This is a genomic window from Lactobacillus rizhaonensis (assembly GCF_036246345.1).
Taxonomy (GTDB): domain Bacteria; phylum Bacillota; class Bacilli; order Lactobacillales; family Lactobacillaceae; genus Lactobacillus; species Lactobacillus rizhaonensis.
In genome coordinates, this window is sequence record NZ_BTTV01000001.1 from 617,850 (window position 1) to 635,852 (window position 18,003).

Consider the following 18,003-nt stretch of genomic DNA (forward strand, 5'->3'; position numbering starts at 1 on the left):
AACAGGACATAAAAAAGCAGTCATGGACTGCTTTTTGAATTTTATTTATTATTCAGGATCAATTTCAGGAGCCTTGTTAATTTCACCAGACATCATCCAAATACGTTTTTCAACATCTGAGTGGAAGCCAGTCAGCATATCATTTGTTGAGTAATCTCCCTCTTCATCACTGACTTTGATTCCTTCTTCATATAGTTGATCAAGGTAATGGTAATCAGCAATAATTTTTGCATAACGTTCGTCAATAGTTTCATTCCAATTACCTTTTTCATCGGGAATCTTAGTTTTAGCTGCTATTTCGCTTAGTGTAGAAACTGGAGAACCATCGAGGGTAATTAGACGCTCTGAAACCTGATCCAGTTGATCAGCTAATTCATCCATTACTTTATCAAGGTATGGGTGTAATTTCAAAAAGCGATTACCACGCATATACCAATGGTGTTGATGAACAACCATATGCAGTTGTGTCAGATCAGCAACTAATTGGTTTAAAACTTCTTTGGTTTTTGGATATTTCATAAAAAATTCCTCCACATTCAGATAATACGACTACACTTTTATTATAACGAGTAAGCGCTCTTAATACTAAAATATTGTTTAGTATTTTGTTAATTACTCTTGACCAATTAACAAAGAAAAATCTGCCTTTTGCAAGGCAGATTTTTTAATTTAGTATTAAGCAGCATCAGGAGTTGCGTTATTCCTTTCATTCTTGAGAGTAACATTATCATAATGCTTAATGAACGGGTACCAGATTAGAAACGCTACTATAGCACATATTATCGCCAAAATTCCTCCTTGCCAACTTGTAGTAGCAAGATAACCACCTAAACCAACAGGTGTTGGCCAAGGCTGTTGTACTATGATGACCGGAACAATCTTTGCGGCAATTGCTAAATAAGCTACCAGACCTGAAGCCATGGGTGCACAAATAAATGGTATAAACAAATCAATATTATACACAATTGGCAGACCGAAAAGAATTGGTTCGTTGATATTGAAAACAGCTGGCACAATTTCAACTTTACCTAATTCTTTTAACTGTGTCGAACGTGCCCGTAATACCAGCCAAATAGCGACACCCAAGGTAGCACCAGAACCACCAATTGTAACAAAGGCATTTAAGATTTCACCCGCAAAAACGTGGTGAGCACCTTGATTAACATTAGCTTGCATATTAGCTAAAACAATTGGTGAATAGAAGGAGCTGATAATCGTTGCACCATGAATTCCAAACCACCATAAGAAGTGAATAAGGAAAAGAATGATTAAAAAGCCCCACCAAGTATCAGCAATATCACTAATAAATGAGAATGGAATAAACAGAACGTTGAATAAGTCAGTCCCAGCCATAACTAAAGCCATATTTATCGCTGACATAACTACAGCAACGCAAAAGCCTGGAATCATTGCACTAAAGGAGTTTGCAACACCTGATGGTACTGAATCCGGCATTTTTATTTGCCAGTTATGTTTAATAGTAAAGCGGTATATTTGTACCGTTATCCAAGCTACAACCAGACCGATAAAAATACCGACAGCACCGATACGGTAAATACCAGCTAATGGAGAAGCTTCGTAACCTCCAGCAATCATTTTATCTTTAGTAAATAAAGTTATAAATTCAACTCTACCGTTTTTCCATACTAATTCAGCAACAGTAATGAAGAAACCCATTAAAAACATCATTAAGCCATCAATAGGAATTAAACTTAAGTGTTCTTCATCACGATAAATCTTGGTATAGGAATAAGCAAAAGTACCTGAGAAAACCAGCGCAATAATACCCATCGTGGCGTTGTAAACGGACTGAAACAGGTTAGTAAAACGTCCTATTGTCCCCGCATACCAAGCAGCAAATCCGGGAACAGGTATAGCTTTCGGCAACACTGTCAAAATCAAGAAAATGGATCCAATAATGGAAAATGAAATCACACTATAACCGGCGTCCATAATAGCCCTGACGAACCGCGTTGCAGCAAACTTACCTGCCACCTCAGCAATTCGATCTTTTATTGGTTTTTTATTTGGTTCAGCCATAAAAACTACTCCCTCTATATAATTATTATTAATCAACCATAATTAATTGACTATAATAATTATTGTAAGCGTAATCATAAAAAATGCAACTATTTATTTTTTTCTACTGCCTTAATAGCATTCAAATATTTATCTTTTCCAATATTAATATTATGTATTCTGCGCTCACAAAAATAAGCCAGCAAAATACCGGCTAAAAGAAACGCAACCATAAAGTAGACTGAATTTTGATCAGTAATAAAGGGCAAAATTTGTTTTTTGAAAGGTATAAATAAACTGCAAGCCAGCAAAATATTAACGATAATCTGAATCCACAAATAAATCCTGGTAATCGGTACATCGCTCTTGCGGTTATGCATTTTAGTCAGCTGCTCGATGGCAGCAATTCCGGACAAAATAGTCATTAAACCAGCTAAAATTATTCCCGGTAGTTTCTGGTATTCAACTAAAATTAACAACCAAAACAGATTAGCAAAGAGAAAGATGACTACGCTGTAACGAACCATTAAATAACGGCTAAAATAAAGATATTTGATACTATCTTCATGTTTTTTACGCTCAACATCACTTTGATTAGAAGATTTACTTGTCATATTTTCCAGTCCTTTACGATATTATATTAACAATTATAGCCTTATTTTTTGCAATAAAGCTAGTGTTAATGTTACTTGAAGATTAAGTGGCAATTGTATAAAATATAACTGTTAACGCTATCACAAAAATATTAAAAAGGAGATAAAAATGTATTCAGCAAAAATGCCAGAGGGATTTTTATGGGGCGGTGCTGTTGCTGCTCATCAATTAGAAGGCGCCTGGGACGAAGATGGCAAGGGGATGTCAGTTGCCGATGTCATGACTGTTGGCTCTGCCACTAAGCCACGCGAAATTACTGATGGGGTCATTCCCGGCAAGAACTACCCTAACCACAGTGCTATTGATTTTTATCACCACTATAAAGAAGATATAAAATTAATGGCCGAAATGGGCTTTAAAGCCTTTAGAACTTCAATTGCCTGGACCAGGATTTTTCCTAACGGCGATGACGAAAAACCTAACGAAGCAGGTTTAAAATTTTATGATGATTTGTTTGATACCTGCCACCACTATGGTATTGAACCGGTAATTACTTTATCTCACTTTGAAATTCCATTTAATTTAGTGAAAAAATATCACGGTTTTACCAATCGCAAATTGATAGATTTCTTTGTGCGTTTTGCAACAGTTTGCTTTAAGCGCTACAAGAATAAAGTAAAGTACTGGATGACCTTCAATGAAATTGATAATCAGTCTGCTTATAACGAAGACTTTTTAATGGCAACAAATTCAGGAATAATTTTTAATGGCATGACTGACAAAGAAAAAGAAGCCGCTATGTATCAAGCAGCTCACTATGAGTTAGTAGCTTCTGCTTTAGCTGTTAAAGTTGGGCATAAAATTAATCCTGATTTTCAAATTGGTTGCATGATTAATTACTCCCCTGTTAGACCACTGACTCCTTCTTCAGACGATGTGTTGTTAGCTGATAAGTTTGAACAGCGTCGTGACTGGTTCTCTGATGTTCATGTCTTTGGTGAATATCCTAAAGAAGTTGAAGCATATATTAAACGAAATGGTTATCGTCCTGACATTACTGATGAAGACAGAATTGTTTTGAAGGAAGGAACTGTTGATTATGTAGCTTTCAGTTACTACCAAACAACTACTGTTTCAGCTAAAAACGTTAAACCGGACGAATTAAACGACTTATCTAAGGCAATAACCCAAAACCCAACTTTAGAAAGAAGTGACTGGGGTTGGGAAATTGATCCAGCTGGATTAAGAATTGCTCTAAATCACTTAACCGATCGTTATCACAAACCTTTGTTTATCGTTGAAAATGGCTTAGGAGCTTATGATAAAGTTGAAGCAGATGGCTCCATTCATGATGATTACAGAGTTGATTATTTGAAAAAGCATATTTCTGAAATGGAAAAAGCAGTTGCAATTGATGGTGTGGACTTAATGGGCTATCTGCCATGGGGACCAATCGATCTTGTATCTGCTGGAACTGGTCAAATGGACAAACGATACGGCTTTATCTATGTTGATAAAAACGACGCCGGAGAAGGTACTTTGAAACGTTCACGTAAAGATTCATTCGACTGGTATAAAAAAGTCATTAATTCAAACGGTCTAGATTTGGATTAAACTCATAAAAAAACATAAAAAATACACGATGCCAATTTATTGGAAATCGTGTATTTTTTTATTTTAGACTTTAAAACTTATTTACGAATTACTTTACTGATACGCAAAACAATTCCAAGCGGGTTTAGACAAAGAGCCAAAAAACTCTAAGTAAAGATTCATAAAATTCGTAACTGACAAATTTTATTTAAAAATTACTTAGAGTCACATTTTAAAAAAACTATATTCTTAATTTTATCAAAAGCTACTGAATAAGTGATCAATTTGCTCATATTCACTTGGAGACAATTCAACCTTCAAAGCTGCAGCGTTACTTCTAACTTGGGCAGCATTACGAGCTCCAGGAATCACAACACTTATCGCAGGATTTGCCATGTACCAAGCCAATACAATTTGCGTAACAGTTGCTTGATGATCTTCAGCGATCTTTCTAATCCCATCAATTCCTGTAATTGCTTTATCATATTGTTTCTTGTCAAAATTACCTAGTAATTGACCACCATCACTATTTTTAAACTTGTCCCAGTCAGCTAAAGCATATTTACCTGTTAACAGTCCTGATGCCAGTGGGAAAAATGGCACAAAGGAAATATTATTTTCCTGTAAATACTTTAATTCTTCTTTAACTGGAGATTGGTGAACCAAACTGAATTGATCTTCAACAATATCAACTTTACCGTTTTTATTAGCTTCTTTAATTTGATCCAATGAAAAATTAGAAACACCAATTGCTCTTATTTTTCCTGCTTTTCTTAAATCGGACAGAGTTTCGACTGCTTCATCTTTAGGCGTTTCTTTATCCGGAAAATGCAAATAAAAAATATCAATGTAATCGGTCTTCAACCGTAACAATGCTTCGTCAACTGCTTTTTTAATAAAATCGGCACTGTTATTAATGGCCATATCTTGCGACTTGTCTTGGGCAGCTTTAGTTGCAATTATTACTTTTGATCGATCATAATCTTGCAAAACATCACCAATAATTTCTTCTGATCTACCAAGACCATAGACATAGGCTGTGTCTAAGAAATTAATTCCTAGATTTAGTGCTTCTCGCAGGAGGTCATATCCATCTTTTTCGTTTAAATTATTAAACAGATTATGTCCTCCGACTTTATTCGTCCCTAAACCTAATTTACTGGTATAAACGTCACTTTTACCTATTTTTACTTGTTTCATATTTCACTTCCAAATAATAGATCTAAAATGCTCAATGTAAGAAAGTACAATTATAAAACCCACTACAACTAAGACAATGATGCAAAAATTGATCACGATAACTAATTGCACCCTGTTTTTCAAAAACAGTATCGTTTACAAGTTTATCAATTTGCTTTTGTTCATTAAGTCTATTCTTCTGTTTCTTTCTTTAATACATTCGCATTAAAAAGCTTTTCATAAAGATCAACCATTTCTCCAGCTAAATCTCTAAATGTAATAGCATTCATCAAATGATCTTGTGAATGAACAACAAGCAGAGTAACTTTTGTATGGTCTCCTTGAGCTTCTTTGGTGAGCATTCCAGTTTGAGAATTATGTGCTTCGTTAAGAGATTTATCTGATTCTTCTAGCTTAGCTCTAGCACCTGCAATGTCACCTTTTTTAGCAAGTCTGATAGCTTCAAATGCAAGACTTTTAGCATTACCACCATTGGCAATAAGACCCATAGCTGCTTCTAAAGTTTCTTGTTCTTTCTGTTCAGGTGTTTGTTTTTCTGCCATGGTTATCCCCTTATCCGTTAATCAGGTCTTCAGCTTGTTGCAATACTTTCTTACCGTCCATCATGCCGTATGAACGCATATCAATAACTCCAAGAGGAATATCGTTACCATCTTTTCCTTGACCTTTTACTTTATTCTTAAAGTCATCTTCCATGTACCGAATTTGTGGTCCAAGTAAAATGCAGTCTGGATGATCTTGTTCAATATGTTGAGAAGCCTCTGAAGCAGGGCATGCAAAAATATTTGCATCAATACCTTGATCCTTTGCAGCTTGCTGCATTTTGGTAACCAATAAAGATGTACTCATTCCGGCACTGCAATTAAGCATAATAGTTTGTTCTGCCATAATAATAATTTCCTCCTAAAATGTATCCTAATATTTATTTCTTCTATTATAGCACTTTTAAAATAGCGCTTACTAATAAGTCTATTAATTTTTCCACTATTTTCAGAAAATTTAATGAAGGCTTACTTTTGTCTGAAAATAAAATATACGTGGTCGGTAATATTTTAACGACTACGTATATTACATAATATAGTTCAATTGTATCTATTTAATTTCACAATGATAACTGTTATAGCCTTACTTAAAAACCTTTAAAAGCTAAAACAATTGCTGCAATACCAACAATTAACAATGATAAACCAATAACTAAAGAAGTCCACATTGCCAAAGGCATAAAGCCATTATTAGTACCCTTATGTAAAATTCCGTGGATATAAACGACACTATTAACTACTTGATAAGACCCTAAGGCCATCATAATCGCAGCGATAATCATTAAAAATGCTGCACTTGTTAAAAAGCTTGCCATTTTAACACCCTCTTTTAAACTAATAACTATACTATACAATGATTTTACCACGTTTTTAAATTAAAGTGGATAATAACTTATAATTTTTTTCTATTCAAAATTTAAAAATGATAGAACAAACAAATAATTCCACCACAAAATAAAACAAGTCCAAAAAAGAAAGCAAAAGCAATAGCCAAAATTGAAAAGCCATTACTAGTCCCATTTTGCAGAATGTTTCTAGTATATTTATAACTAGAAACTAGTTCAAAACCAGCTAGCAAAATTAAAACAACACCCATTATTCTTTGGAATAATATGCCATTGAAAAAGTTACTCATTACTATCGCCTTCTTTAATTTTAAAGCCCTTTCACTTTTATTTTGCCTAATTATAAATCCTTTAATAAAAAAAGTATAGCAAAATTGCTATACCTCATTATTTTAGAATTCATCATCTTGGATAGGTGATTCTATACTTTGATAGCGATAAACACCACTTTTACCGGCTTCAATTATTGCGGAAAGTAATTGTTCCTTTTCTAATTGATCACGATTGATAAACAATTCAAGCAGCATTGGAGTATTCACACCAGTAATAATTTCTATTTCTGGGTATTTCTTTAGTAAGCCCACTAAAGTATTAAACGGTGTACCCCCTTTTAAATCTGTTAGGCAAATAATTATCCCTCTCAACTGATCAATTTTCTGACTCAACTCTTTTTTTAGCTGATCTAAAGACTCCCCGTTTTCAAAATTCACAGTCAGGCAGTTTTCCTGTTTACCACAAATCATTTCTGCTGATTTTAATATTTCTGGGGCAGAACTGCCATGCGTACAAATAATTACTCCAACCATTAGTTAGCTCTATCTAATTAATAATCTAAGCAGCGGTAGTAGCGCCGAATATCCATTGGATGACGGTTAATGTGTTCTATATGAACATCAATTCTATTATTAATTGCATGGAAAACAAATGGTGACAAAGTGCCACGATATTTTTCTGAAAATCCGGGTAAATCATAGTCTTTAGAATCTATAATGGTATAATTGCCACAGATTTCTGGCAAAAATTTTGCAACACGTGTACTTAATTGCCTTTGACTGTCTTCGCCAACATAAACTGTAACAGGAGTGTCACGATCAACCACTTCAAACATACCATGGAAAAATTCTGCTGCTTCAACAGCTCTAGTTCTAATCCAGTGCTGTTCTTCCCAGTAACACATAGCATATGAATAAGTGGCGCCCCATTGATTACCTGCTCCGACAAAATAATGAATTTCATCATCATGATGTTTTTCAGCAAATTTTTGAGCAAATTCATCTGCATTTTCCTCAATGTCTGCAATGTCTTGAGCAAAATGAGCATCCATTTCCTGATAAAATTCGTCATAATCAGAGAATTCACCATTTAAATACATTAAACGGTCTCCTACCATGAAAAATTTTAGCTGTTCGTTTTCAGGATAAGAAATACAATATGTTAACATTGAAGCTAACTTAGCCTTAGGATCATCCATAAAGCCTAGAATTGTAGCACCAGTTTTATTCAACTTTTTTACTGCATCAACCATCTCTTTAGTGTTGCCAGTAACGGAAGAAATGATTACCAAAGTTTTTGTGGTAATTCTTTTATTACCTGTAACAACATATTCAGCCGCATTTTGATAAAAGGTTTCTAGAGCACTTTTTTCTTTCATGTGAATATTAGCCTGCATTCCAGAAGCATAAGTGCCTCCAATCCCTAGCCAACATATATTATCAATTCCTTTTTTAAATAATGGATCAATAACATTGTTAATTTGGCTTCTTAAATTAAGAGCTCCAGTCATACTGTCAACTAATTTTTGCTTGTTAAATTTACGCATTCTTTAAATCTCTTTCTTGCTCAACAATTTTAATTCCTGCACTTGCACCCATTATTGATGCACCAGCATTTAAAAACCCCATTGCTTCATCATAAGTATGTATGCCGCCCGCAGCTTTTATTTTTATTGCAGGATCTAGAACTCTTTTCATAAGTTTTACATCTTCAATCTTAGCTCCGCCAAAACTTCTTCCAGTTGAAGTCTTTAAAAAGGCAGGTTTAACCCGATTTGCAATTTCACAAATTTTTTCCTTGGCGGCATCATCACCATCTAATTTACACATCTCAACGATTACTTTGTCGCGAATATTGTGTTGCTTACAAAATTGGGAAATTGTCGACATTTCCTTTTCTATAGCATCAAAATCTTTATTTTCAACGTTTTTTTGGTTTAATGGGTAATCTACTTCTTCATAATTTTTGGCAGCATAATCTTCAAACCGCTTCATTTTCTCATCAAGTTCCATCTTGCCTTCAGGAAAATCTATTGCACCAGCAATAATGATGTCAGTATCTTTTAACGACTCTTTAGCGATATCATATTCATTTTCTGGTTTGGCAAATATTGCTCTAAAATTATATTTCTTTGCTTTCTCCAAGTATTGTACAAAAGTATCATTTGGATCATCAATATAGTCAATCTTCTTATTAATCATTTTTATACCTCAATTTCTCAATATTTTTCAATTTAACTTAAACACCTAATACTCCCCAAACAGTAAGTAAAACTCCAATGATGGTAGCACCCAATAATTGCCACAAGACATTAATTTTCTTTTTGTTCAGGACATAAAATATATACAGGACTAATAAGGAGAGTACGCCTGGTAATATGCTGTCTAAAACACTTTGTAAAGAAGTTGCTGTTTTACCCGTACCAAATTTTGCTACGACTTTAACAACTACCATATTTTGAGTCATTGCTCCTATGACCATAACTCCGAGAATACCAGCAGCCTCCTTAAACTTATCCATCAAGCCCGATTTTTGAATTTTATCAAGATAGCTAGTTCCCATACTGTATCCAGCCTTGACACCAAAATACCTAACAAGGTATGCAGGAATGTTATATATTAGCAAAAATAAAATTGGTCCAAGAATACTGCCTTTCATTGAAAGAGATGCAGCTATTCCTACAGCAAGAACTCTCAAAGTACCTAGAAACAGTGAGTCTCCTATTCCTGACAATGGACCCATCAATGCAGTTTTAATAGCACTAATAGTGGAAACATCAAAATCTTTATCTTCAGAATTCTTTTCTTCCATTGAAGCCACTACGCCGCCAATAAAAGGAACTAATTGTGGAGTACAATTAAAAAATTCCATCTGCCTTTCAAGTGATTCAGTGTATTCTTTTTGATTTTTATGATAAAGCTTCTTCATTAAAGGGGCCATCATATAAGCAAATGCCAAGTGCATTTGTCTCTCATAGTTCCAACCAAATTCCATTGGTAAGGAACGCCACATTATCTGTCTTAAATCTTTATTGGTTATCTTATTTTCTTTAGAAATCGTCGTCATAATCGGTATCCTCTTTTGTTGAAGTAGATGTGGTTAAAACAGTCTGTTTTTTATCTGAATGAAATTTAACAATAACAATAATTAGCCCGAATAAAGCAACACCTAATACAGGTACTTTCAGATATGCCGAGAGCAAAAATCCTAAAAAGAAATATGGCAATATGGTTTTATTAATAATCATTTCTAATAAGATAGCAAAACCGATAGCGGGCAACATATTTGCAGCTACTTGTAAACCGTCAATAATGTTTTGCGGAATGACGTTTAATAGTGCCTTCATTCCTGCACTTCCAGCATAATAGCCTAAAAAGCACAAAATTCCACGACGGGTACATTCAATCAAGCCAATCCCCCACATAGAAGCTGTTATACCACCAGGTTTGCCTTCTTTTGCATATCTATCACCAATATGGGCAATTGCTGGAAAAATTACACTTGTTAAATTCCCTATAGCCAGTGAAAGCATTGCAATAGGCATGGCAATGGCGATTGCTGCACCAACGCCCTTTCCCAAAGTAATTGCAAAAGCTGTACCTAAAACTCCACCTACAATTACATCCGGGGGTAAATATGCGCCAACTGAAATAGCTCCCATAAATACTAGTTCTAGTGATGCTCCAATAATAATACCTTGAGTTAAATTTCCTAATACCAGACCTACCAAAGGGCCTAAAATAATTGGTCTATTTAACATGTTAGAACCGATTGCAAAATCTAAGGGACCAATAAAACCTACTAGTCCAATCAGTAATGCAGTACCTAAATTACTCATTTTTTCTCCTATCTTTTACTTTAAAAAAGGACTCAGAAATGCTAGTGACTTTCTTTCCACTGCCGCAGGGTTTAAAAAGTATTCAGATTGCCCAAATTCAAACGTAAAATCACCCTGATAATTATTTGAATTAAAAGCCTGAAAATCGTCACCAGGATTTCTTTCGCCCTCACCCCAGCAACGATGACCAACTGGGTTGCCATCAACAAAATGGCAATGAATGACTTTTGAGCCAAAAGCAGTAAAATACTGTAAAATAGTTTCTCTATTTCTAGCCATGGCTCCCAAATCGATGTTTACTCCCACATTATTTTCATCAACATCGTCTAAATAGGTTTTAAGATCAACGATTGAATTAACCAAATGAGACTCATCGGGTTGCAAAGCTTCAACAGCGATTTTAATTTGACAACTAGCAGCATATTCGGCTACTATTTTCATCATTTCCACCGACCGTTCCCAAGCTTTTTTGGGGTCTTCATCATAAAAGTCCCAGCCAGAATTTAATGCAATCATATGAACACCTAATTCTGCAGCAGCATCGATTAAGTTCTTAAAATATGCAATAGATCCATCCCTTAAGTGCTTACTTTTAGCAGCCAAATTATATAAATTGGGATTACTCTGTTGTGGTGTTAAGCAAATTATTTTTAAATTATGATCTGCAACATTCTTTTTTATTTGAGATACATTTTGATGTCCTGTGTCCTCAACCCAGAAATGTTGTGGACTTGTCCAAAGTTCTATCTGAGTTAAACCGTTTCGGCTAACCGAATCTAAAAAATATTCAAAAGAATAATTTCTATAATAATAATTCATGGCTGCCAAACGACTCTTTGAAATTTTATTATTCATTATTTAGAACCTACATCATTTCCTTATATAATTCTTTTTTATCATTTGGCACTTGTCTAATCTCTATTTCACAACCTTGATTTACCAGCTCCTTTAATTTGCTCTCATCATCATTTGTGACATTGATAGCTTTACTTATTTGCTTTGTACCATCTGCCGGTTTTGTTCCTCCTAAATTGATATGATTAATTTGAGGATATGCAGTAGCTAAAGAATAAGCATCTGCAACAGACTCAACAACAATAAATAATTTGTATTTATCAGTCACGCCACTTTTTAGGGCTTTAATTGAATCAGAAATATTTTTAATCACTAATTTAACTCCTTGGGGCTTAGCAAGTTTCATGGCTGTCTTACGGATCTCGTTATTCGGGACATCGTTATTAGCAATTAGAATACAATCAACTCCTAGTTCCTGAGTCCAAGAAAAAGCTACTTGCCCATGTAGCAATCTGTGATCGACTCGCAATAATTTAATCAAATTAATTCCTCCTTATCTGAATCTTGTCCTTACACCAAACTATTAGCAATTAATGTGCCAACTAAGTGTCAAAAAAAAGCAACCTCATTTGGTCGCCTTTCCGCTTAATTTTGTAGTATTCTTTGACAGTATTTTTAAATAATTTATTTCTGTCAAAAATCTTCAGTATTTGTAATTTCCAGGTTACTGTTTTGGGTATCAAAAATTAAATCATAAATGTATTTAATTTCAGTAATCGGAATTTTAATATTATATATTCTCTCTAATTGTCGCAGTGATCTTCTAATATTTTTTATAGTTTTCACACTTTGAGCTGTTTCCTTAAAATTATTGGGTGGTGTTTCTAACGTTTGGTTACGAATAATTCTTTCAATCATACAACTAATATGAACGAATAAGGCCATCATCGTTGTATTAGAAAGTGTTACGTTTAGATACTTGTCCATTAACTTAATACATGAATCAATATTTTTGATGACTTCTTTTGTATCTAAAATCGTTAATGAATTAATAACCCGTTCAATAGTGAAATTTCTTAGAATAGACTCATTAAAGTGATCAAGATCCTTATCAGACAAGATTCCCTTCAATATTCGTTTTAAAGTTGATAATTTTGATCCACTTACTAATTCTTCCAAGGAAATATAAGGAATATTGTAGTATTTCGGGTCCGCTGTTCCAATCACGACTAAAACGTTATATTTTCTTTTGAGGGCCATTTCTTGATCCTCTAATTTTAGCCAATTATAGGAGCATGACATTACTTGAACCTTACTTTTCAAAGGTAGACTTTCCTCAACCATTTTTTTAATTTTGTTTGCAGTGCCTACGCCCGTTGTACAGCATACTAAAATCACATTTTGTTTAACCATCTTTGGATAAATAATCCGGTAATCATTATGAATTGTCTCATCCATTTTATTGATGATGGATTCAATAGGCTTTCTCTCTTTTATATAATTAGCTACAAATAAGGCTAACTGTGTGGAGACATTATTTAATATGACTACCGGAAAATTTAAGTCCATTTGCAATAGTTCAGGAATTTTTTCTAAGGAACCCATATCTACCATTAGAATTAAGCCATTTACCACGTGTCTAACATGGATATAGTTCGATACCTTTTTTGCTATCTCCTCCGGTAAAATATCAATTGGCATATCAAAAGAATCAAGTAACGGTTCACCGGCAATTTTATTAACAGTATCGGCAATACTGCTTGCTGTCGAATAACCATGAGCTAGAAGAATACAATGAACTAAGTTTGAACTCTTTTTTCTTTGTGCCCCACTCAGGTAAATAGCTAAAAATAATTTATCGATATCATCGGTATACAAGTTAAGCATATTATTTACAACATTTAAAATTGTATCTACAACTTCACTTGTATAATTTACTTCATTAATTTCGCTAACAATTCTTTTTATTGTTTTACTTTGGTTCTGTGATAATTGCCAATGTTTTTCTTGTCTAAAATAAAAATAATAAGAAATAGCTACAATAATATTGCCGTTAAAATCATTTCGTAAATCGTCTTGAAGATAACCAACTTCTTGATTAAGCATTTTTTTAATTAGATTAAGGGGCAGTTCACCTTTGTCCATAGTTTTTTTCTTAAAAATAAGATAATCACACAAGTTATTTAATTTTGCAAAAGCTTTTGAGATAAAAGAATTAAAAGAAACTTTATCATATAAAGACAAAATTTGATTCATTGTCTTCTCTATGTAGTTTGTGCTTTCGTAATTATCAACAAAATCTTGAATCTTACTATTTGGTTTAATCAATATATTCTTTTTATTCCGTGACCAAATTTCTTTTGAGAAGGAAATACCAGATAATAAAATTCCCTGTGGCAAGTCAGCCAATTTAACATAAATACTATTTTGATCATTTTTTTCTGTTTTACTAAGAGCACTTGCTACAGAAAGCAAGACATCATTTTTTAGTTGACCAATATTACTTTCATATTTAGTATTGGCCAAAGTTAAAAGTACATGATTATTAACATTGATATTTTTCTTTATTTTTTTTGCATGTAATATAAAGAAATATATTATTAAAGATCTAATCTCATTAGTTGTTCGATCAGAAAGTGGTGGCATTGTAATTTGAACTGGAATTCTACGAATAAATGTGGCTAAGAAACTACTCTTAATATCTTCTGTAGTAGCACAAATTAATCTTACATTTAGCGACTTCTTTTTAGCTGCTTCACCTAATGGTGCTATTTCTCCGCTGTCTAAATAAGAAAATAGTTTTTCCTGTCCTTTAGGATCTAACCTATGAACTTCATCAAGAAATAGCATGCCATTATTTGCTTCATCAAAAAGACCATTGTGGGCAGTTTCAGCACCTGTAAAAGAGCCTTTAGCATAGCCAAAAAGCGTACTAGTCAATAACTCTGGGTTATCAGCATATTCTGCGCAATTAAAACTAACAAATTTACCATTTGAAGGTATATATCCTTCAGCTACGCAGTAATCAAAAAATTTTCTTGCTATGTAGGTTTTACCCGTTCCTGTTTGTCCATTAATCAAAACGGGAAGTCTGCCTGGGTAGGATGCAGCTGCTTTTAGTTTCCTAATCTGACCATATAATGATTGGTCATGTCCTATGACACCAGAAAATGCATCAGTTTTTCTTAAGCTTTTAGTTAAGTTCTCTATACTGTCATATTCTTGATTTAATACCTTATTTGTAGTCTTTGTAAGGTTTTCTCGATCTAAAAAAATCACGGGTCTTGTTTTGATCTTAATAATTTTATTTTCACTAACTAACTGGTTAAGGTAATGGCTAACTGTGTTCCTTTTAACTCCTAACCTAGCAGCCAACTTAGAAGTTGAAAATTGTTTGATATCTTCATATTTTGCTTCATGTATTAAGTTAAGCAGCTCTTGTTTTAAATTCATGACAACCCTCCTCCTTTACTATTAAAAGTTATGGTAACGGTTTTATAAAGTCCGTTCAAGAGGAAAAAATAAGTCTTTAAAACTATGATGAAAACTAAAAGGACTAACTCCGATTAAATATCGAAAGTTAGTCCTTAGCTAATAACTTATGAAGTGTCCTAATTTTAGTAGTTCACATCACTATAAACTATTGTCTGCTTTTAGTTATCTTTCGTAGCTAAAACTAAACTCTTTTGAAATTTAACTAGCAAACAAATTAAGGCTAGTAATAGTGCAAGTAACCCACTTAGCGAAAAGACATTAAAGCCTAAATGACTGACTAAATTAGTCAAAGGATTAATTATCAGTGGACTGACGACCCCACCAATCGAATAAATCGCAACATAAATTCCCAAAGCCATAGAAACACTGTTATCATCGACAATAAGGGAAATCAAATAAGGAAATTGCCCCATTGCAATACTCATTGCTGCTCCGACTATAAAGCTGCCAATAAAGACAATTAGTAGTGAATGAAACAGACCAATCAATAAGTATGCAAAACCATACAAACATAATGAAAGAGCAATTGAAGAATAGCGAAACATTTTGCCAATTTTACCCACAAATAAGCCGCAGATCATCCCACCAACAAGAGAAATAGTAGATGTTAATGCTGCTTGTCTAGTGGCACCAAGATTTTCTCTCATTACAAACAAAGAGATATTATTATTTAAAACATTATTAAGTAACATTATCAAAAACGCCCAGAAAGCGCTATAAAACACGAACTTATTTAAATGAATTTTAGTATTAGCTGCTTCAGTGTCATTCTGAGAAGCGATGCTAGTTTCAAATGGCAGAAGAAGAAATACAATTAGAAGTATTAGCAGCGAAAACAGGTATATCCAATAATTATTAATCCAGTTGCTTGAAGCTGCCAGTTGACCTCCGCCCATGATAAAGACCATGCCGCCAATATTAATAAAAGTTGTAGATAAACCCATAGTAGATTCACGTTCACTTTGAGGCAGCAATTGTGCGATTAAAACCTGAGTTAAATTGGTGCAGGCTCCTTGACCTAAACCCACTAAACTTGAGCAAAAAAGTAAGAACGCAAAATTCGTGTGCAGTACTAGTGGCAATAACCCACCAATTGTGACTAGAAGAATTGAAGTAAGAGTCAACATTTTTAAATTAACTTTATTTGCTGTCAATTTACCAATGATTATTCCCGCAAGCATCATAAATAAATTTGGTAAAGATGTCAGCATTTGTACACTAGTATTGTTAAGGCTAAAGAATTTAGCAATGGCAGCGTAAGATGGTGTAATAGCTAAAGCTGCCATGCCAATCATACTAACCGCTAAGATACCTATACGAGTTTTTGAAACAGAAACTCTTTGAGCACTATTCATTGACTTTTACCGGGTTTTAGCAATACTTTGAACGGCATTTCTACCCGAAAATACAGCATAACCTGCTGTACTTCCTGGTAAAGTGACAGCGTAAGTATCACCAACAAGCATTCCTGCAGCATCATTGCCAACAGCATAAACTCCGGTAAGAGGATAACCATAGGAATTTAAAACAGCATTGTTATTATCAACGCGAATACCACCGATTGCGCATGCCATTCCAATTCCCAATTCTACTGCATAATATGGACCATCTTTTAAAGGTGTCATGTATTCGGGAGCTTTACCAAAATCAGTATCTGTTCCTTTAGCCACTAAATCGTTATAACGCCGAATTGTTTGCGGTAAATTTGGCAAATTTAATTTTTCTGCTAATTCAACCAGAGTATCTGCTTTGGTCAAGTACTTATCACCATTCTGTAAGTCACGCGTAATTTCTTCTTGTAAATGTTCCAACTTTTCAGGTGAAACCGGTGAATTGCCTACTTCTTTGTAAAGACCGACTTTAGTTAAATGGTCAACCGTTTCTTGATTAAGGATTGAAAAGGTTCTTGATTGGGTTAAAAGTGCACTGCCCGCATGACACATATTGTCATTGACATCTTCATTAACAAAGCGTTCGCCTTGTTCATTTACCCATAAAATTGCCTCTTGAGTCGCTGCTGCTGCCAATTGTTCAGGCATATGAACAAAAGGTGGACGTGTTTTATCCAAAATAGCGCCGCCACCATATTGAATAGCGCCCATCTGATAGTGTTCAGCTCCGGCCTGCCACGCTAGTTGCATGCCGTCTCCAGTAGATTTGCCATCACTAACTGACAGCAATCGTTCGGTTGCAGGGGTCCGCTTCTTAATCAAATCTGGATTATCCACATAGCCGCCTGTAGCTAAAATCACGTTATTTGCAGTTAATTCTCTAAACTGTCCTGTAGCTTCATTTTTAATGACTAAACCACTGACATGACCATTATGTTGTAAAATTTTTTGCGCACTAATGCTAGTTACAATTTCTACACCAAGAGATTTAGCTTTAGGTATTAACTTTGCAATCACAGCATGGCCACCACCAGCAAAAGTATGAATGGTAGGCCAGCTTTTACCCTGAGGACCAACTTTACTAAACTCAACTCCAAGAGAATGAAGCCAGTCAATTACTGAGCCACTTTGACTAATATATTTTCGTAAATGAGGGGCACTGGCTTCATAATGTGAGTAGTTCAATTCATCTTGAAGCAATTTAGTAGGATCAATCTTAATGCCTTTTTCTTTTTGCAAAAAGCTGTCGACTCCCATTGCGCCTTCGACGTAGTTGCCGTCACCGCCAAGTGTCCTGCCTTTTTCAATTACTAAGGTCTTGATGCCCTGCTCGCCAGCACTGACAGCTGCTGCCAAGCCACTAAGGCCGCCACCAACGATTACTAGGTTATATGCGGAATTTTTAGGAAACATGAATT

At 34.4% G+C, this 18,003-nt stretch carries 19 protein-coding genes; 1 reads left to right on the forward strand and 18 read right to left on the reverse strand.

What is annotated here, in order from left to right:
* Positions 1 to 48 precede the first annotated feature (48 nt).
* From AAA915_RS02945 to AAA915_RS02955, 3 genes are all read right to left on the reverse strand, one after another.
* Positions 49 to 519, reverse strand: coding sequence for a Dps family protein (locus AAA915_RS02945; RefSeq protein ID WP_294602817.1), 471 nt, complete (start codon positions 517 to 519; stop codon positions 49 to 51).
* Positions 520 to 675: 156 nt separating this feature from the next.
* On the reverse strand, positions 676 to 2,040 hold the full coding sequence (gene celB / locus AAA915_RS02950) for a PTS cellobiose transporter subunit IIC (protein ID WP_338199734.1): 1,365 nt from the start codon (positions 2,038 to 2,040) through the stop codon (positions 676 to 678).
* Positions 2,041 to 2,129: 89 nt separating this feature from the next.
* Complete coding sequence (locus AAA915_RS02955) at positions 2,130 to 2,633, reverse strand: PTS cellobiose transporter subunit IIA (RefSeq protein ID WP_338199736.1); 504 nt, start codon at positions 2,631 to 2,633, stop codon at positions 2,130 to 2,132.
* Positions 2,634 to 2,781: 148 nt separating this feature from the next.
* On the opposite strand from AAA915_RS02955, the gene AAA915_RS02960 reads away from it, so the two are divergent.
* On the forward strand, positions 2,782 to 4,227 hold the full coding sequence (locus tag AAA915_RS02960) for a 6-phospho-beta-glucosidase (protein ID WP_338199737.1): 1,446 nt from the start codon (positions 2,782 to 2,784) through the stop codon (positions 4,225 to 4,227).
* 237 nt (positions 4,228 to 4,464) lie between these two features.
* Here the strand turns inward: AAA915_RS02960 and AAA915_RS02965 are convergent, their stop codons facing one another.
* From AAA915_RS02965 to AAA915_RS03035, 15 genes are all read right to left on the reverse strand, one after another.
* The gene (locus tag AAA915_RS02965; protein ID WP_338199739.1) at positions 4,465 to 5,406 is read right to left on the reverse strand and encodes an aldo/keto reductase; all 942 of its coding nucleotides are present in this window, start codon (positions 5,404 to 5,406) and stop codon (positions 4,465 to 4,467) included.
* A 170-nt stretch (positions 5,407 to 5,576) separates the two neighbouring features.
* Positions 5,577 to 5,948 carry a PTS sugar transporter subunit IIA gene (locus tag AAA915_RS02970; RefSeq protein WP_338199741.1) on the reverse strand — a complete coding sequence of 124 codons (372 nt, stop codon included), beginning with the start codon at positions 5,946 to 5,948 and terminating at the stop codon, positions 5,577 to 5,579.
* Between the two features lie 10 nt (positions 5,949 to 5,958).
* Entirely contained in the window at positions 5,959 to 6,294 is a 336-nt protein-coding gene (locus tag AAA915_RS02975) for a PTS sugar transporter subunit IIB (protein WP_046324495.1), read from the reverse strand.
* Between the two features lie 241 nt (positions 6,295 to 6,535).
* Positions 6,536 to 6,763, reverse strand: a complete 228-nt coding sequence (locus tag AAA915_RS02980; protein ID WP_046324494.1) for a hypothetical protein — start codon at positions 6,761 to 6,763, stop codon at positions 6,536 to 6,538.
* A 101-nt stretch (positions 6,764 to 6,864) separates the two neighbouring features.
* A complete protein-coding gene (locus AAA915_RS02985; RefSeq protein ID WP_338199746.1) occupies positions 6,865 to 7,083 on the reverse strand; it encodes a hypothetical protein in 219 nt (72 codons plus the stop codon).
* A gap of 102 nt (positions 7,084 to 7,185) precedes the next feature.
* A complete protein-coding gene (locus AAA915_RS02990) occupies positions 7,186 to 7,599 on the reverse strand; it encodes a PTS sugar transporter subunit IIA (RefSeq protein WP_338199748.1) in 414 nt (137 codons plus the stop codon).
* A 17-nt stretch (positions 7,600 to 7,616) separates the two neighbouring features.
* Positions 7,617 to 8,612 (reverse strand): SIS domain-containing protein, encoded by a 996-nt coding sequence (locus tag AAA915_RS02995; protein ID WP_338199750.1) that lies wholly within the window; start codon positions 8,610 to 8,612, stop codon positions 7,617 to 7,619.
* Positions 8,605 to 9,267 (reverse strand): deoxyribose-phosphate aldolase, encoded by a 663-nt coding sequence (gene deoC / locus AAA915_RS03000; protein WP_338199752.1) that lies wholly within the window; start codon positions 9,265 to 9,267, stop codon positions 8,605 to 8,607. Before deoC ends, AAA915_RS02995 begins: the two co-directional genes overlap by 8 nt.
* Positions 9,268 to 9,304: 37 nt before the next feature.
* Positions 9,305 to 10,132 carry a PTS system mannose/fructose/sorbose family transporter subunit IID gene (locus AAA915_RS03005; protein WP_338199754.1) on the reverse strand — a complete coding sequence of 276 codons (828 nt, stop codon included), beginning with the start codon at positions 10,130 to 10,132 and terminating at the stop codon, positions 9,305 to 9,307.
* Positions 10,116 to 10,904, reverse strand: coding sequence for a PTS mannose/fructose/sorbose/N-acetylgalactosamine transporter subunit IIC (locus AAA915_RS03010; RefSeq protein WP_338199756.1), 789 nt, complete (start codon positions 10,902 to 10,904; stop codon positions 10,116 to 10,118). Before AAA915_RS03010 ends, AAA915_RS03005 begins: the two co-directional genes overlap by 17 nt.
* Before the next feature lie 15 nt (positions 10,905 to 10,919).
* On the reverse strand, positions 10,920 to 11,759 hold the full coding sequence (locus AAA915_RS03015) for a sugar phosphate isomerase/epimerase family protein (protein ID WP_338199758.1): 840 nt from the start codon (positions 11,757 to 11,759) through the stop codon (positions 10,920 to 10,922).
* 10 nt (positions 11,760 to 11,769) lie between these two features.
* Positions 11,770 to 12,240 carry a PTS sugar transporter subunit IIB gene (locus AAA915_RS03020; RefSeq protein WP_338199760.1) on the reverse strand — a complete coding sequence of 157 codons (471 nt, stop codon included), beginning with the start codon at positions 12,238 to 12,240 and terminating at the stop codon, positions 11,770 to 11,772.
* Between the two features lie 152 nt (positions 12,241 to 12,392).
* On the reverse strand, positions 12,393 to 15,152 hold the full coding sequence (locus tag AAA915_RS03025) for a sigma 54-interacting transcriptional regulator (protein ID WP_338199762.1): 2,760 nt from the start codon (positions 15,150 to 15,152) through the stop codon (positions 12,393 to 12,395).
* 200 nt (positions 15,153 to 15,352) lie between these two features.
* Entirely contained in the window at positions 15,353 to 16,549 is a 1,197-nt protein-coding gene (locus tag AAA915_RS03030; RefSeq protein ID WP_338199764.1) for an MFS transporter, read from the reverse strand.
* A 6-nt stretch (positions 16,550 to 16,555) separates the two neighbouring features.
* Positions 16,556 to 17,998 carry a vinyl phenol reductase gene (locus AAA915_RS03035; protein ID WP_338199766.1) on the reverse strand — a complete coding sequence of 481 codons (1,443 nt, stop codon included), beginning with the start codon at positions 17,996 to 17,998 and terminating at the stop codon, positions 16,556 to 16,558.
* Positions 17,999 to 18,003 lie beyond the last annotated feature (5 nt).

Bases quoted from the DNA above. Each gene is read 5' to 3' on its own strand.
- AAA915_RS02945 (WP_294602817.1), bottom strand. From the start codon at position 519: ATGAAATATCCAAAAACCAAAGAAGTTTTAAACCAATTAGTTGCTGAT.
- celB (WP_338199734.1), bottom strand. From the start codon at position 2,040: ATGGCTGAACCAAATAAAAAACCAATAAAAGATCGAATTGCTGAGGTG.
- AAA915_RS02955 (WP_338199736.1), bottom strand. From the start codon at position 2,633: ATGACAAGTAAATCTTCTAATCAAAGTGATGTTGAGCGTAAAAAACAT.
- AAA915_RS02960 (WP_338199737.1), top strand. From the start codon at position 2,782: ATGTATTCAGCAAAAATGCCAGAGGGATTTTTATGGGGCGGTGCTGTT.
- AAA915_RS02965 (WP_338199739.1), bottom strand. From the start codon at position 5,406: ATGAAACAAGTAAAAATAGGTAAAAGTGACGTTTATACCAGTAAATTA.
- AAA915_RS02970 (WP_338199741.1), bottom strand. From the start codon at position 5,948: ATGGCAGAAAAACAAACACCTGAACAGAAAGAACAAGAAACTTTAGAA.
- AAA915_RS02975 (WP_046324495.1), bottom strand. From the start codon at position 6,294: ATGGCAGAACAAACTATTATGCTTAATTGCAGTGCCGGAATGAGTACA.
- AAA915_RS02980 (WP_046324494.1), bottom strand. From the start codon at position 6,763: ATGGCAAGCTTTTTAACAAGTGCAGCATTTTTAATGATTATCGCTGCG.
- AAA915_RS02985 (WP_338199746.1), bottom strand. From the start codon at position 7,083: ATGAGTAACTTTTTCAATGGCATATTATTCCAAAGAATAATGGGTGTT.
- AAA915_RS02990 (WP_338199748.1), bottom strand. From the start codon at position 7,599: ATGGTTGGAGTAATTATTTGTACGCATGGCAGTTCTGCCCCAGAAATA.
- AAA915_RS02995 (WP_338199750.1), bottom strand. From the start codon at position 8,612: ATGCGTAAATTTAACAAGCAAAAATTAGTTGACAGTATGACTGGAGCT.
- deoC (WP_338199752.1), bottom strand. From the start codon at position 9,267: ATGATTAATAAGAAGATTGACTATATTGATGATCCAAATGATACTTTT.
- AAA915_RS03005 (WP_338199754.1), bottom strand. From the start codon at position 10,132: ATGACGACGATTTCTAAAGAAAATAAGATAACCAATAAAGATTTAAGA.
- AAA915_RS03010 (WP_338199756.1), bottom strand. From the start codon at position 10,904: ATGAGTAATTTAGGTACTGCATTACTGATTGGACTAGTAGGTTTTATT.
- AAA915_RS03015 (WP_338199758.1), bottom strand. From the start codon at position 11,759: ATGAATAATAAAATTTCAAAGAGTCGTTTGGCAGCCATGAATTATTAT.
- AAA915_RS03025 (WP_338199762.1), bottom strand. From the start codon at position 15,152: ATGAATTTAAAACAAGAGCTGCTTAACTTAATACATGAAGCAAAATAT.
- AAA915_RS03030 (WP_338199764.1), bottom strand. From the start codon at position 16,549: ATGAATAGTGCTCAAAGAGTTTCTGTTTCAAAAACTCGTATAGGTATC.
- AAA915_RS03035 (WP_338199766.1), bottom strand. From the start codon at position 17,998: ATGTTTCCTAAAAATTCCGCATATAACCTAGTAATCGTTGGTGGCGGC.